14 protein-coding genes are annotated in these 14,234 nt (G+C 61.8%); 8 read left to right on the top strand and 6 right to left on the bottom strand.

What is annotated here, in order from left to right:
* The first annotated feature begins 25 nt into the window (after window positions 1-25).
* Window positions 26-532, top strand: a complete 507-nt coding sequence (locus IEX64_RS12795; protein WP_188820061.1) for a nuclear transport factor 2 family protein — start codon at window positions 26-28, stop codon at window positions 530-532.
* Between the two features lie 61 nt (window positions 533-593).
* Here IEX64_RS12795 and IEX64_RS12790 read toward each other — a convergent pair whose 3' ends face one another.
* Genes IEX64_RS12790 through IEX64_RS12770 form a run of 5 tightly spaced genes read right to left on the bottom strand, consistent with a single transcriptional unit; the run spans window position 594 to window position 6,762 of the window.
* Entirely contained in the window at window positions 594-1,358 is a 765-nt protein-coding gene (locus IEX64_RS12790; protein WP_188820060.1) for a hypothetical protein, read from the bottom strand.
* Complete coding sequence (locus IEX64_RS12785; RefSeq protein ID WP_188820059.1) at window positions 1,355-2,221, bottom strand: MaoC/PaaZ C-terminal domain-containing protein; 867 nt, start codon at window positions 2,219-2,221, stop codon at window positions 1,355-1,357. The genes IEX64_RS12790 and IEX64_RS12785 overlap by 4 nt, the downstream gene beginning before the upstream one ends.
* On the bottom strand, window positions 2,221-3,378 hold the full coding sequence (locus IEX64_RS12780) for an acyl-CoA dehydrogenase family protein (protein ID WP_188820058.1): 1,158 nt from the start codon (window positions 3,376-3,378) through the stop codon (window positions 2,221-2,223). The genes IEX64_RS12785 and IEX64_RS12780 overlap by 1 nt, the downstream gene beginning before the upstream one ends.
* On the bottom strand, window positions 3,375-5,525 hold the full coding sequence (locus tag IEX64_RS12775; protein WP_188820057.1) for a 3-hydroxyacyl-CoA dehydrogenase NAD-binding domain-containing protein: 2,151 nt from the start codon (window positions 5,523-5,525) through the stop codon (window positions 3,375-3,377). Before IEX64_RS12775 ends, IEX64_RS12780 begins: the two co-directional genes overlap by 4 nt.
* A 34-nt stretch (window positions 5,526-5,559) precedes the next feature.
* On the bottom strand, window positions 5,560-6,762 hold the full coding sequence (locus IEX64_RS12770) for an acetyl-CoA C-acetyltransferase (protein ID WP_188820147.1): 1,203 nt from the start codon (window positions 6,760-6,762) through the stop codon (window positions 5,560-5,562).
* 121 nt (window positions 6,763-6,883) lie between these two features.
* Here IEX64_RS12770 and IEX64_RS12765 point away from each other — a divergent pair, with 121 nt between their 5' ends.
* On the top strand, window positions 6,884-8,593 hold the full coding sequence (locus IEX64_RS12765) for a class I adenylate-forming enzyme family protein (protein WP_229710254.1): 1,710 nt from the start codon (window positions 6,884-6,886) through the stop codon (window positions 8,591-8,593).
* A 41-nt stretch (window positions 8,594-8,634) separates the two neighbouring features.
* Window positions 8,635-9,417 (top strand): SDR family NAD(P)-dependent oxidoreductase, encoded by a 783-nt coding sequence (locus IEX64_RS12760; RefSeq protein WP_188820056.1) that lies wholly within the window; start codon window positions 8,635-8,637, stop codon window positions 9,415-9,417.
* An 8-nt stretch (window positions 9,418-9,425) separates the two neighbouring features.
* Here the strand turns inward: IEX64_RS12760 and IEX64_RS12755 are convergent, their stop codons facing one another.
* Complete coding sequence (locus IEX64_RS12755; RefSeq protein WP_229710246.1) at window positions 9,426-10,121, bottom strand: GntR family transcriptional regulator; 696 nt, start codon at window positions 10,119-10,121, stop codon at window positions 9,426-9,428.
* Between the two features lie 142 nt (window positions 10,122-10,263).
* Between IEX64_RS12755 and IEX64_RS12750 the strand changes: the two genes are divergently transcribed.
* The 5 genes from IEX64_RS12750 to IEX64_RS12730 are packed head-to-tail and all read left to right on the top strand — an operon-like array spanning window position 10,264 to window position 14,194.
* Entirely contained in the window at window positions 10,264-11,115 is an 852-nt protein-coding gene (locus IEX64_RS12750; protein ID WP_188820054.1) for a fumarylacetoacetate hydrolase family protein, read from the top strand.
* Between the two features lie 52 nt (window positions 11,116-11,167).
* Complete coding sequence (locus IEX64_RS12745; protein ID WP_188820053.1) at window positions 11,168-12,124, top strand: VOC family protein; 957 nt, start codon at window positions 11,168-11,170, stop codon at window positions 12,122-12,124.
* Window positions 12,125-12,129: 5 nt separating this feature from the next.
* Window positions 12,130-12,870 (top strand): alpha/beta fold hydrolase, encoded by a 741-nt coding sequence (locus IEX64_RS12740; RefSeq protein WP_188820052.1) that lies wholly within the window; start codon window positions 12,130-12,132, stop codon window positions 12,868-12,870.
* Entirely contained in the window at window positions 12,867-13,643 is a 777-nt protein-coding gene (locus IEX64_RS12735) for an SDR family oxidoreductase (protein ID WP_188820051.1), read from the top strand. The genes IEX64_RS12740 and IEX64_RS12735 overlap by 4 nt, the downstream gene beginning before the upstream one ends.
* Window positions 13,640-14,194, top strand: a complete 555-nt coding sequence (locus IEX64_RS12730; protein WP_268238453.1) for an NADPH-dependent FMN reductase — start codon at window positions 13,640-13,642, stop codon at window positions 14,192-14,194. Before IEX64_RS12735 ends, IEX64_RS12730 begins: the two co-directional genes overlap by 4 nt.
* Window positions 14,195-14,234: the final 40 nt, after the last annotated feature.

The following is a 14,234-nucleotide window of genomic DNA, read 5'->3' as shown; positions in this document are numbered from 1 at the left end:
CTGTGCGCCAGGGAGTAAACTTGCCATGAGCCTGGAATTGCAGACGATCGCCGATCGCATCGCCATCGAAGAATGCGTTTACCGCTACGCGCACCTGATCGATTCCCTGCAATTCCACCGTGTCGCCGACGAGGTCTTCGCGGAGGACGGGCGTATCGAGTTCGGCGCCACCCTGGCCGTCGGGCGCGAGGCGATCCATGCCCAGTGCATGGCTTACCGGGGCGCCCTGCTGGGCTGTTCGCACAACGTCAGCAATCTCATGATCGAAGTCACCGGTGATGAAGCCCGCGCTGCGAGCCGCGTTCTAGCCTGGCACTGGTTCGCCATTGCCGACGCCGATCCGCTGCGCCCTAGCGAGCTGCTGGCAGTGGGCGGCTACGAAGACCGCTTGCGCCGGACGCCGGCGGGATGGCGGATCTACGAACGTCGCGGCGTCAACTTCGGCACCGGCGTCGGCATAGGCCAGGTACCCGAAGCGATGCGTCCAGCCTTTTCCGCGATGCACGAGCGGGCGCCCAGCTGGCCTGCGTGATCCGCGCACGCGTGGTCCGGTGAAGCTTGATCCTGGTGTCAACGTATGCGCGTTGATGGTCTCAGCCGCGCTCCCGAGAGGCGAACCCGGCGATCACGTGTATCGCCATCATGCACAGCACCATCGTAGCTGCGCCTCCTGCCCAGACCCACGGCGCGGACCAGCCGGAATTGAGCGCCAGCGAGACAGGCGCCGTCACCGAGCCCAGCGTTCCACCGTACGTGAACGTGGGCAGGACAAGCAACCACGCCTGCCGCTCGCCGGTCAGGTGATTGCCGAACAGGCGCAAGGCTGCCGCCAGTACGAAAGCGCCGGTGGCGTCGCAAAACGAGAACCACAGCGGCGAACCGACAAGATGGAACGGCTGCGGGCCATAAAAGGCACTGAGGTCAAGCCACTCACAAATCGAGACTGCCAGCCAGTCGATCGCCACAGTGCCGGCGAACAGCAGCCACACCAGTCCCCGGCCGACCCCTTTCGCGAACAGCCGTGCAAGCAGATAGGCATTACCGCCGAAAAACCACGCGTAGCCCAGCGGCACGTAGTACGGGATCGTCCTGTCGTAGCCACGGAAAAACGCAAGATCGTTGACCGGCGGATACCAGTAGAGCAGCGTATTGTCGAAGATCGGCTCGATCAGAACGGCGGAGAGCGCCGTGCCTGCGAACACCAGTGGCAGCATATAACCGTGCCGGTGACGTTCGCCCGACAACAGCCACCACAGCAGGATCGCGGCCAAGATAACACAAGTGCCGACCAGGAATGACAACCCGGCCGCAGCCGGAGCAGGATGAGCGGGAACCGCGATGACTGTGCTGGGAATCATATCCTGCCGAACGTGGCGATACCGCAATCCGCGACGACCACACCGCGTGCGGGCACCGATGCACGGAAACGCGCCGAGCCATCCCCTTCGTCCCAGATCTCGGTCGCTATTACGTCCCCGGGCACGACTGGCGCCGTAAAGCGCAGCTTCATAGAGCGCAGGTGACGGGGATTGCCCTCCGCGCACATATGGATCAGTGCCCGGCCGATCACGCCCATGGTCGATAGCCCGTGCAGGATCGGTCCATCGAAACCGACGCTTCTGGCCAGTTCGGGATCGGCGTGAAGCGGATTACGGTCACCCGACAAACGATAGATCAGCGCCTGATTGCGGCTGGTCGGGAGTTCGATGGTGCAGTCGGCTGGCAGATCGGGCAGCGGCGGCAAAGGTTCGCCCGGAAGGTTGCGCTCGCCGCCAAAACCGCCTGCGCCGCGCACCACCCACAATTCAGACATTTCCGCCACGAGCAGCCCCGAAAGTGTCGAAAGCGTCCGGCGGCTTCGGATCATGACCGGTTTGCCAGGCCCCTTGTCGGCGATATCCTCGACCCACGTTTTACCGACCAGTTCGCCTTCAGCCTCGATCGGCCGATGTAGCACGAGCGATTCTTCCCCGTGCAGGATATGCTGCCAGTCCAGCCCGGTCTTCGGGTCCATGGCCCAGAAGCCGGGCGTTCCCAGCACCAATGCCATCGTCGGCAGCGCCTTGAGGTCACGTTCGTAAAGGAAACCAAGCTCATCGACGTTTTCTGATAGCCCTGCCCCGACCCCGAGAGCATAAAGAATCGTGTCGCGCAAATCGTAGGATTCACGATATTCCGGCACCGGATAGGAAAGTAGCCGATCGATATCCAGCACTGCCATCAGCCGAGCTTTCTCTCATCCAGCCCGAGGCCGCGTCCGATGATCTCGCGCATGATCTCGCTCGTACCGGCAAAAATGCGGCTGATGCGCGCATCCGTATACATGCGGCAGATCCGATATTCTTCCATGTAGCCCGCCCCGCCGTGGAGTTGGACACATTCGTCCATGACCCGACCCTCAAGCTCGCTCGCTAGCAGCTTGGCAGCCGACGCATCCTCTGCGCTAAGTTCGCCAGCGTTGAGGAGCAGTACGCATTGATCGACATATGTCTGGATCGCATCCAGTTCAGCGCGCATGGATGCCATCTTGAAGCGGCTGTTCTGAAACGCCCCGATGGGCTTGCCGAACGCCTTGCGTTCCTTGACGTAGTCGAGCGTGATGTCGAACGCGGTCTGCGCGGTGGCCATGAAGCCAATCGCGGCAACGAGACGTTCCTGAGCTAGAAAGCGGGCCAGATAACGGAACCCCTGCGCCGGATCGCCCAGCACATTGTCCTTCGGCACCTTGACGTCGCTGAAAAAGAGTTCGGCAGTATCCTGCGCCTTCATGCCCATCTTCTCAAGTTTGCGACCGCGCTCGAAGCCTTCCATGCCCCGCTCGACGACAAACAGCCCCAGGCCGTGGCGGCTTTCCGGATCGGTGCGCGCCGCCACCACAATCAAATCACTCAGGATGCCGTTGGAGATATAGGTCTTGGCGCCGTTCAGCAGCCAGTGATCGCCCTTGTCCACCGCGCTGGAGCGCATGCCGGCCAGGTCGCTGCCGGTCGATGGCTCGGTCATCGCGACGGCAAGGATCTTATCCCCGCTGACGATGCCCGGCATCCAGCGATCCTTCTGCTCCTCCGTGCCCAACTTGGCGATGTAGGGCGCGACGAGATCGTTATGCAGATTGATATAGAAACCGATGTCGCCGTGGCGCATGTTTTCTTCGATGATGATCTGCTCGAAGCGGAAATCATCGGTCCCCGCCCCGCCATATTTCTCATCGGCCCAAGTGCACAGCAGTCCCTGAGCGCCCGCTTTCCGAAACAGTTCGCGGTCAACGATGCCCTGCTCGCGGAAACGTTCGGCATGGGGCCCCACTTCCGCCTTCATGAACTTGACGACGCTGTCGCGGAACTGCTCGTGCTCGGGCTCGAACGTCAACCGCTTCATGCCGGCACCGCTTCCTTGGTGCTGGCGTCTTCAGCCGGGGCATAGAACGCTTCGCTTCTGGCAGCCTTTTCCCGCAGCCAGGCAGAGGGCAGGAAGCGCGGCCCGTAAAGCTGCGCCATGCGGTCCGCCTCTTTGACGAAATTCTCGATGCCGATCGTATCGATGTAACTGATCGTCCCGCCGGTCCAGGTCGGGAACCCCCAGCCATAGACGGCACCCAGATCGGCGTCCTCGGGCGTCTCGAGGACGCCTTCTTCCAGACACCGTGCCGTTTCCATGGCCTGGGCATAGAGATAGCGCCGCTTCAGCTCTTCGACATCCCATCCGTCCTTTACGGGGAAGTATTCACCGAGGCCGGCCCACAGGTGCTTTTTACCGCCCTCCGGATATTCGTAGAACGCGCCGCCGGACTTGCGGCCGGACCGGCCGATTTCATCCTTCATGCGCCGCATCACGGCCGTTCCCGCAGGCGGCGTGTACTTGTCGCCTTCCTCGGCAATCGCCTGATCGACGATCTTTAGCGGCAGGTCGAGAGTCAGTTCATCGAGCAGCGCGAGCGGCCCTACCGGCATGCCGACAGCCTTTGCGGAATTCTCGATCACGGCGGGGGGTACGCCTTCCGCCAGCATCGCCGCGCCTTCATGGATCAGCATCTGGAACACACGGCTGGTATAAAAGCCGCGGCTGTCATTGACGACGATCGGCGTCTTGCGCAATTGGGCGACGAAATCGAGCCCCTTGGCCAGCGTTTCCTTGCTGGTCTGCTGGCCCATGATGACTTCCACGAGAGCCATGCGATCGACCGGCGAGAAGAAATGCAGGCCGATGAACTGGTCGGGCCGCAGCGAAGCCTTGGCCAGCTGCGAAATCGGCAGGGTCGATGTGTTGGAAGCAAAGACGGCATGGGCGGGCAGCACCGCCTCGGCCTTCTTCGTGGTCTCGGCCTTGATCTCGGTATCCTCGAACACCGCCTCGACCACCAGATCGCATCCTTCCAGCAGCGCGAAATCGTCGGTCGGTGTGATCCGTGCCAGCACGGCGTCGGCCTGGTCCTGCGTCAGCTTGCCGAGAACCTTGGCCGAATAGGCCTTGCCCTTCTCGGCCGTTACCGTGTCGCGATCGATCAGCACGACATCGATCCCGGCATTGGCCGAAACGAAGGCAATGCCGGCGCCCATCATACCCGCGCCCAGCACGCCGACCTTCTTCGCCTCGAACTTGGGCACGCCTTCCGGACGGCGCGCACCCTTTTCGGCGGCCAGCCTGGAGATGAAGGTGGTGCGGATGATGTTGCGCGCCACGGGATTGGTCAGCAGCTTGGCGAAATGCTTGCCCTCGACCGCCAGCGCCTTGTCGAAGGGGAGCTGGAGCCCCTGGAACACCGAATTGAGAATCGCCAAGGGGGCCGGCTGATTGTAGCCACTCTTCGCGAGGCCGCCCGTGGCCATCATGTAGGCAGCCGAATCCTCGGGTACGGTCATGCCCTTTTTCTGAGGCGGAACCCAGCCTTTGACATCCCAAGGCTTCACCGCATCGGGACCAGTGGCGAGCCAGGCCTTTGCTGCGTCGATCAGCGTGCCGGCAGGGACGACCTCGTCGACGATCTTCAGCTTCAGCGCCTCTGCCGGGCCGACCGAGCGGCCGGACAGCAGCAGATCGAGCGCGGTCTTCATTCCCGCGATAATGCCCAGGCGCACGGTGCCGCCCGAGCCCGGCAGCAGGCCCACGTTAACTTCGGGAAGGCCGACGAGCGCCTTGGGATCGTCGACCAGGATGCGGTGATGACAGGCCAGCGCCAGTTCGAAGCCGCCGCCCAGGGCCAGCCCGTTGATCGCGGCGACCCAGGGCTTGCCCGAGTGTTCGATCGCACGATGCATTCCGGTGGCGCGCTGGGAAAAGGCATAAGCTTCTGCAGGGGTCAGCGTCTCAAAGCCGATCACGAGCTGCTTGAGGTCGGCGCCCGCCATGAACGTCTTCTTGGCCGACGTGACGATCACGCCCTTGATGGCGTCGTCGCCGGCCACCAGCTTGGTGACCTGCTCCATGTCGGCGATGAAATCGTCGTTGACGACGTTCATTGCGCCATCGGCGTCAAGGGTCAGGATCGCGAAGCCGTCCTCGGCCTTATCCAGTCGCATAGTCTTCATGGGATGTTCCCGCTCTCTAATTTCGGTTGCGAGCTCAGACGCGCTCGATGATCGCGGCCGTGCCGAGGCCATTGGCAGCGCAAAGGGTGATGAGACCGGCGTTCAGGTCCCGGCGCTCCAGCTCGTCCAGCACAGTGCCTACAAGCATGGCACCAGTGGCGCCGAGCGGATGGCCCATGGCGATCGCCCCGCCGTTGACGTTGATCTTGTCATCGGGAATGTCCATCTCGCGCTGATAGCGCAGGACCACGCTGGCGAAGGCCTCGTTAAGCTCCCACAGATCGATGTCCTTCTCGGTCATCCCGCCAGCATTGAGCGCCTTGCGCGAAACGGCCGACGGGGCCGTCAGCATGATCGTCGGTTCCGATCCGATATTGGCATAGGAACGGATCCTGCCTCGCGGCTTGAGTCCGGCCTTCACGCCGAATTCCTTCGACCCCACCATCACCAGGCCTGATCCATCGACAATGCCCGAACTGTTGCCGCCGTGATGGACGTAGCTGATATCTTCGATCTCGGGATACCTGGCCTTGGCGACCGCCTCGAAGCCCGCCTTCCCGAACCCTTCGAATGCCGGCTTCAGCTTGGCCAGACTGTCCACGGTCGTGCCGGGGCGCATGTGCTCATCATGGTCGAGCAGAACTTCGCCGAGAACATCCTTCACAGGGACGATGGACTTCTTGAAATAGCCCTGCTCCCAGGCATTGGCCGCCTTGCGCTGGCTCTCGACCGCGAATCTGTCGACGTCTTCACGGGTATAGCCATCAAGCGTCGCGATCATGTCCGCCCCGATACCCTGGGGCGCATAGTGATTTTGGCAAGCCACTGCGGGATCTGAAGTCCAGGCGCCCGAGTCATACCCCATGACCGTCCGGCTCATGGATTCAACACCCCCGCCGATACCGGCCTGGATCATCCCCGCATGAACCTGCGCTGCGATCAGGCTGACGGCGTCAAGGCCGGTAGCGCAGAATCGATGGATCTGCTGCCCACCGACGGTCTGGGCGTAACCGGCCTGAAGCACCGCCGCGCGCGCCAGCACCCCGCCTTGCTCGCCCACCGGCTGGGCCATGCCGATAATGACATCGTCCAGAAGCGACGTGTCCAGGTCGTTGCGCTGCTGCAACGCCTGCAGCAGCTGCGTTGCCATCTCGACCGACGTGACCTCATGCAGCGCGCCATCAGGACGGCCCTTGCCGCGCGGCGTGCGAACATGATCGTAGACATAGGCTTCCATCATAAATTCCCGACCAGTGATCTTCCAGATTTTTGATTTCCAATCCGCTCTTGAGGTGACCTGCCCTTTCCGCACCTATCCAACGAAAGGCGCACGCCACCGGCCGTGCTGCAAACAAACCTTGCATCTAAATCGAACGACCATTCTGGAGCGGACACTGGTGGGCACTAAGGGCGAGGACTACGCCGCAATTCGCGTCTCTGCGACGACTCTGGGCGACCTTTTGCTGAAAGGGAGGGACGTTGCCGGAGACAAGGAAGCGCTGGTTTTTCCAGGCGAGCGCAAGACGTACAACGAAGTTGCCGCCAGCGTGCTGCGCCGGGCCAGGGGGCTGAAGGCGCTGGGCGTAAAGCGCGGCGATCATGTTGGCATTCTGCTGCCGTCGAGCATCGAGTTCGTCGAGACCCTGTTCGCCAATGCGATGCTTGGGGCCATCTCGGTCTTGATGAACGCACGCTACAAGGCGCCCGAAATGGCCTACGTGGCCGAGAACGCCGACTTGACCACGATTGTCACCAATGACGTGGTCAGCGAGCACGTCGATTTCGGCAAACGTCTGGGCGAGGCGTTCCCGGACCTGGCCAGCCAGGCCGATGCCCGGACCCTGCATCTGCCCGAAGCGCCGCTGCTGCGGCGTATCGTCATGCTCGGCGGGCGCAGCGCGTCCGGCTTTATCGATCAGGCGATGTTTGACGCCGCGGCCATGACCGTCAGCGATCAGGACATCCACCGGACCCGCCTGACAGTGCGCATTCGCGACACTGCCATGATACTGTATACGTCGGGCACGTCAGCCAATCCCAAGGGATGCCTGCTCAGTCATGAGGCGGTCACGCGTGAGGCCGCCAATCTGGCCCGCTACCGCTGGGCGTTTCAGCATGACGAGCGGGCATGGTCGCCGCTGCCGCTGTTCCACATCGCCGCAATGCTCTGCATGCTGGGAGCAATCGAGGTAGGCGGCACGTTCATCGGCCAGCCCCATTTCGATGCGGGTGAAAGTCTCAGGCAGATCGAGGACGAACGGGTAACGATGATGTTCCTGCCGTTCGTCACGTTCCACCAGGCGATGATTGCCCATCCCTTGTGGAAAACCGCAGACCTTTCGTCCGTCCGGCTGCAAAACAGTTGCTTCGCGTTCATGCCGGACCGTGTCGGGCAGGCCTATCGCGAAAAGGCCCCGAACATGCTGCAAGTCGGCACGATGGGCATGACCGAGGCCACCGGCATCGTAACGACCGGCGGCTACGCGATGGACCCCGAGATGGGCTTCAAGAAACTAGGTTATCCGCTTGCGGGGATCGAAATGAAGATCGTGGATCCCGAGACCGGCGAAGAAATGGGCGTCGATGAACGCGGCGAAATCCTCATCCGTGGCTATAATCTGTTCGACGGCTACTACAAGGACGCGAAAAAGACAGCGGAAGCCTTTGATCTGGAAGGCTGGTATCACAGCGCCGATATCGGATCGATCGACGAACACGGCCACGTCATGTTCCATGGCCGTTTCAAGGACATGCTCAAGGTTGGCGGCGAGAATGTCGCTGCCGCCGAAGTCGAGGCGGTGCTTGCCACCCATCCCGCTGTCCGGCTGGCGCAAGTCGTGGGCCTCCCGGACGAACGGCTGGCTGAGATACCCGCCGCCTATATCGAATGCAATGACGAACTGACGGTGGATGCGGATGAACTGATCGCCTACGCCAAGGCGCGCATCGCCTCGTTCAAGGTGCCGCGGCACATCCGCTTCATCAAGGAATGGCCGATGTCCGCGTCCAAGATCCAGAAATTCAAGCTGCGCACCGCGCTGATGGATGAGCTTGGGTTGAGCGACTGACCTGCCGGCCCAATACCGGCCAGCGACAAAGGGAGAGACAAATGCGTGTGATCATCACCGGTGCGGCGAGTGGCATTGGCCGGGCCTGCGCCGAGCTGCTGGCGGGTGGAAAGGTCATCGCAGGGCAACACCGGATGCTCCTTGCCGACCGCGACGCGGAGAACCTCAGGCAGGTTGCCGAGATGATCGGCCCTGCCGCGGCTGCCTGCGTTGTAGATCTCGCCGAAGAGTACTGCGGCGAACGGATCGTCGCAGCCGCTCTTGCCCACATGGGCGGCATCGATGCCGTCATCAGCAATGCCGGCATCATCATGGGCGGCGCGCTCGTCGATCTGCCTGTCGCCGATTTCGATCGTATCTTCGCTATAAACACCAAGTCGGCCTGGCTGCTCGGCAAGGCCGCGCACCCGCACCTGAAAGCCAGCAAGGGCGCATTCGTGGCCACCGCGTCTATGTCGGCCACCCAGCCGACCCCTGCCCTAGGCTTCTATTCGACCAGCAAGGCGGCATTGTTGATGATGATCCGGCAGCTCAGCATCGAATGGGGCACCGACGGCATTCGATGCAACACCGTGTCACCGGGTCCGACCTACACGCCGATGACAGCCGCGGGCTACAGCGATCCGACCGCGCGGGACGAGCGCGAAGCGAATATTGCGCTACACAAGCTAGGCACGGCCGAGGAGGTGGCCAACGCCATCCTGTTTCTGATCAGCCCACTGGCCAGTCACATCACCGGGATCGACGTGCTGGTCGATGGCGGGATGAGCAATATGCTGATGCCGGCTAGCGGAGGCGGCACCGGACAGAAGCGGCAGAACTGAATATGGCTTCAGCCCGCCTTGACGCCGAGAAAAGGGATTCCCTCATCGGCTGCGGCACCCGCCCTTGCATCGATCAAAAGGCGGGCCGTCGTGACAAGGTGATGGCCCAGCAACTTGACGGCGCGGTCCGCATCGCGCGCCAGCGCCGCCGCCACGATTTCAGCATGTTCATGGGCCAGATCCCGTTCACCATTGGCGAGCGGAACAGTCAGATAGCGATAGCGTTCCGATTGGTTGTAGAGCCAGTCACGCATCTTCAGCAACCAAGGACTGTCGCACGCAGCCACAAGGGCATGATGCAAAGCGGCATGGGCATCGGCATAGTCTTCGTTGAGCCGTGCCGGATCGGCCGGATCGCGCGTCGGAGTCTTGCTGAGGCGGTGCGCGGCACTGACAATCGCAGACTCCCAATCGATCCCGCCACACGCGATCGCACGGCGCAAACACTGGCCCTCAATTTCGCTGCGCACAGTCACCAGATCATTGAGATCCGCCATCGAAATCGGCGTCGCGCGAAAGCCCCGCGCTTCGTCCTGCGTTACGAACCCTTCGGAGGTGAGGCGCGAAAGCGCTTCCCTCACCGCACCGAGACTGAAACCAAGGCTGTCGGAGACATCCTTGATGTTGATCCGCTCGCCAGGCACCAGCCGACAGGTCAGGAGATCGTCGCGCAAATGGCGGTACGCCCGCTCGGTCAGGCTCATCTTTTTCTTCATCTCAAAAGCAATAGCAGCTTTGGAAACCGGAGCAACTAATGTAAGTATATTTCATCTATAGAAATATATTTTAATGTTGACCATCGCCCCGGCGGGCTGCACGGACAAGGCGTTTCAGGAGGATCGAATCATGCGTTTCGCTAAAGTTTCCAAGGACGGGCAGACCGGTCTGGCGGTCGATACCGGCGAGGACATCAAGGTGCTGTTCGGTGACAGCGCCCTTTGTGATCTTGACGCGCTCGTGGCGGAAGGCGGCAACGCCCTCACCGAGGCCGGCACAAAGGTCCTGTCCGCGGGCACGTCCGTGGCGATGGACGACCTGACGTTCCTTCCTCCACTGGTAAAGGCGCCCAAGATCATCTGCCTTGGCCTGAACTACAAGGATCACGCGGCCGAAGGCGGGTTCCAAGTGCCCGAGTTCCCGACCGTGTTCGGCCGTTTCAATTCCAGCCTGATCGGTCACGGCGCACCGATCATCAAGCCGGAATGTTCCGACCAGCTCGACTACGAAGGCGAACTCATCGCGGTTCTGGGCAAGGGTGGCAAGGACATCAGCAAGGAAGACGCCCTGTCTCACGTCGTTGCCTATTCGGTATTCAATGACGGCTCGATTCGCGATTACCAGCTCAAGACTCCGCAGTGGACCGTGGGCAAGAACTTCGACGACACCGGCGCTTTCGGCCCATGGCTTGTCACGGCGGACGAACTGCCCGCAGGCGGCGCTGGCCTCAAGATCGAAACCCGCCTCAACGGCCAGGTCGTCCAGAGCGCCAATACCTCCGACATGGTCTTCGACGTGGTCGACACCATTGCCCTGCTTTCAACCTGCTTCACGCTTGAGGTCGGCGACATTCTGGTCATGGGCACCCCGTCCGGCATTGGCCTGGCACGCAATCCCCCGCTGTTCATGAAGGATGGCGATGTCTGCGAAGTAGAGATCGAAAAAGTCGGCCTGCTGGTCAACCCGATCAAGGCAGCCTGAAACGACACGGGCGGCTCGATAGAGCCGCCCGGCCCCGCGCAGGGAGGACAGCATGAAAGACCAAGTGAAATCCGGCCGCCGGCCCCATGTGCTGGGCGTCCACTCGATCGACCATTTTGCTTTGCAAGTGCCCGACCTAGAAGAGGCCCGGACGTTCTACACGCTCTTCGGTCTCGAGGTTCGAGACAGGGACGGTGCGCTCGAGCTCTATACCAAGGACCATCCGCATTGCTGGGCCGTCATCACCAAGGGCAACGGCGCCAGGAAGCTGCGTTACCTGAGCTTTGGCGTCTATGCCGACGAGATCGATGCGTTCCGCAAGCACCTCGACGCATGCGGTGTGACATATATCGACCCGCCAGTTGGCGCGGATCCGGATGGCATCTGGTTCGAGGGTTTCGACAAGCTGCCGCTGAATGTCCGCGTCGGCGAGAAGGCCACTCCCGACGAAAAGTGCGCGTTCACCTCGCCCAGTGCCGCCCCCGGCACATCGGGCGCGATCCTGAACAGCCAGGCGCCGCAGGTTCATCCGCGCCGCCTGTCACACTTCGCGATCTTCACGACGGACGTGAACGCCGCCATCGAATTCTACGAGAAGACCCTGGGGCTGCGCCTGTCGGACAAGAGCGAGCCGGCTGTCGCGTTCCTCCATGGCGTCCATGGCAGCGATCATCACTTGTTGGCCCTGGTCCTTTCCGATCGCCGCGGCATGCACCACAACAGTTGGGACATGGGATCGATTCAGGAAATCGGCCTTGGCGGCGCGGCCATGTCCCGCGCAGGATACGGGCCTAACTGGGGCCTCGGTCAGCACGTCCTGGGCGCCAACTATTTCTATTACGTGCGTGACCCCTGGGGCAGCTTCAGCGAATATTCCGCAGACATCGATTTCATTCCGCACAACGTGGACTGGCCTGCGGAGAACCACGCCCCCGAGGACAGCATGTTCCTATGGGGGCCGGACCCTTTCCCGGAATTCATCCAGAACACAGAACCGGCGGAGGCGTAAAAACCATGAGCACGTTCGTACTTCTTCACGGCGGCGGCATGGGCGGCTGGACATGGAAATATGTCCGCGCCCTGCTGGAGGCCAAGGGCCACACCGTCTATACGCCGACGTTCACCGGCTTCGGTGAGCGCGAGCACCTGACCGGCCGCGACGTCGGCAACGCGACCCATGTGCAGGACATCGTCAATGTCTTCAAATATGAAGACCTTCATGATGTGATCCTCGTCGCGCACAGCTATGCCGGCACCGTAGCGCCCGGCGTGATCGCACAAGTCGGCGACCGGATTGCCTCTGTCATCTATCTCGACGCCATCGTGCCCTATTCGGGCGAACGGATTGCCTCGCTGATGGGCTATATGCCCGAAGAGCACGTCGCCACCCTGGATGCCATGCTGGAAGCCGGCGAAGGCCCTGTCGGCTCAGGCGTGCACGAGATGCAGCGCGCCGCCGCCAAGGAACACCCACACCTGATGGACCCTGCCCGCGAGCAATGGCTGCTGGACAAGTTGTCCGATCAGCCGATGAAGGCCACGGCGGGCCGGATCGCCGTTGGGGCGGAAACGATCAAGCAGCCGGTGGACTACATTGCGGCCGCAGTCACCGTCATGACCGCCATGCACGAACGCGCCCGCGCGCTCGGCTGGACGATGCATCAGCATCCGGGCGATCATGCGCTGCTCGTCGGCGACCCCGAGGGCACGGTAGACCTTATCCTCAAGATCGTCGGCCGCAAGGTGTCGGCATGAACGTGGCCGATCTGTTCTCCGTCGAAGGCCGCGTGGCCATGGTCACCGGCGGATCGGCCGGGATCGGCAAGCATATCGCAACGGGGCTCGCAATGGCGGGCGCCAAGGTTTATATCTGCGCCCGCACGGAAGCCAAAGTCCTTACCGCTGCGCGGGAAATCAGCGAAACAACGGGCGGGGCCTGCATCGGGCTCGCCGCAGACGTTTCGACTCTGCCCGGAATCGAAGCTTTGGCGGCCCGCGTGGCCACCAAAGAAGCTGCGCTGCACATTCTGGTCAACAATGCCGGGACGATGGCAGAAGCCCCCATCGACGATTATAGCGAGGAAGACTGGGATCCCGTAGTCGATCTCAATCTGAAGGCTCCGTTCTTCATCCTGCAGAAGTTCCTGCCGCTACTGCGCGCAGGCGGCACCGCGGACCGCCCCGCGTCGCTGATCAATATCGGCTCGGTCGGCGCACTGAAAGTCGGACCCAAGGAAAACTATGCCTATCAGGCGTCCAAGGGAGCGATCCACTGGATGGCCAAGGGCCTCGCCAAACGGCTCGGCCGAGACCACATCACCGCGAATGTGATCGCCCCCGGGTTCTTTGAATCCGAAATGACCGTCATCACGTCTGATGAAATGCGCAAGATGATCGAAGACATGGTGCCGCGCGGCCGTGTGGGTACACCGGAAGATCTGGCCGGCACAGCCATTTATCTCGCATCGCGTGCCGGCGCCTATGTGACGGGTTCTATCATACCGGTCGAGGGAGGGCTTTCGATTTGACTCGCCAACTTCATTTTGTCGCTATTGGCGGCACCATGCGCGCTTACTCTTCGACCGAGCGCGCCCTTCGGAAGGCTCTTTCGATTGCCGAGACGAAAGGCGCTCGCACCACATTGCTATCCGGCGAGGCAATCAACTTCCCACATTACGCACCGGAGTCTGCCGATAGGTCCGAAGCTGCGCGCGCATATATTGCCACACTCCGGTCTGCTGATGCCGTTATAATTGGTTCGCCGGGTTATCATGGCGCAATATCCGGCTTCGTGAAGAACGCGCTTGATTATGTTGAGGATTTAAGCCGGGATGAGCGCTGCTATTTCGACGGCCTCCCGGTAGGCAGCATTGCAACCGCTGCCGGATGGCAGGCCGCCGTCGCAACGCTCCAGCAGCTTCGGGCGATCACGCACGCGCTTCGAGGCTGGCCGACGCCTCTGGGCATTGCGATCAACACAGCTGGCAGTGACGGTGATCCTGTCGAGCAAGCGCCAGTGCCTGACCAAATTGGCATGATGATTGACCAAATGTTCCACTTCGTCCCTCCCACCCTATAGATTGGTAGGTTTTGACAGGGCACCGGGCGTGTCTGGTGTT

Origin of the sequence: Novosphingobium indicum (assembly GCF_014645195.1) — a bacterium.
GTDB classification, from domain to species: Bacteria; Pseudomonadota; Alphaproteobacteria; order Sphingomonadales; family Sphingomonadaceae; genus Novosphingobium; species Novosphingobium indicum.
This window is presented reverse-complemented; position numbering and strand designations above follow the sequence as displayed.

Bases quoted from the DNA above. Each gene is read 5' to 3' on its own strand.
- IEX64_RS12750 (WP_188820054.1), top strand. From the start codon at position 10,264: ATGCGTTTCGCTAAAGTTTCCAAGGACGGGCAGACCGGTCTGGCGGTC.
- IEX64_RS12775 (WP_188820057.1), bottom strand. From the start codon at position 5,525: ATGAAGACTATGCGACTGGATAAGGCCGAGGACGGCTTCGCGATCCTG.
- IEX64_RS12755 (WP_229710246.1), bottom strand. From the start codon at position 10,121: ATGAGCCTGACCGAGCGGGCGTACCGCCATTTGCGCGACGATCTCCTG.
- IEX64_RS12745 (WP_188820053.1), top strand. From the start codon at position 11,168: ATGAAAGACCAAGTGAAATCCGGCCGCCGGCCCCATGTGCTGGGCGTC.
- IEX64_RS12760 (WP_188820056.1), top strand. From the start codon at position 8,635: ATGCGTGTGATCATCACCGGTGCGGCGAGTGGCATTGGCCGGGCCTGC.
- IEX64_RS12780 (WP_188820058.1), bottom strand. From the start codon at position 3,378: ATGAAGCGGTTGACGTTCGAGCCCGAGCACGAGCAGTTCCGCGACAGC.
- IEX64_RS12740 (WP_188820052.1), top strand. From the start codon at position 12,130: ATGAGCACGTTCGTACTTCTTCACGGCGGCGGCATGGGCGGCTGGACA.
- IEX64_RS12735 (WP_188820051.1), top strand. From the start codon at position 12,867: ATGAACGTGGCCGATCTGTTCTCCGTCGAAGGCCGCGTGGCCATGGTC.
- IEX64_RS12795 (WP_188820061.1), top strand. From the start codon at position 26: ATGAGCCTGGAATTGCAGACGATCGCCGATCGCATCGCCATCGAAGAA.
- IEX64_RS12770 (WP_188820147.1), bottom strand. From the start codon at position 6,762: ATGGAAGCCTATGTCTACGATCATGTTCGCACGCCGCGCGGCAAGGGC.
- IEX64_RS12790 (WP_188820060.1), bottom strand. From the start codon at position 1,358: ATGATTCCCAGCACAGTCATCGCGGTTCCCGCTCATCCTGCTCCGGCT.
- IEX64_RS12785 (WP_188820059.1), bottom strand. From the start codon at position 2,221: ATGGCAGTGCTGGATATCGATCGGCTACTTTCCTATCCGGTGCCGGAA.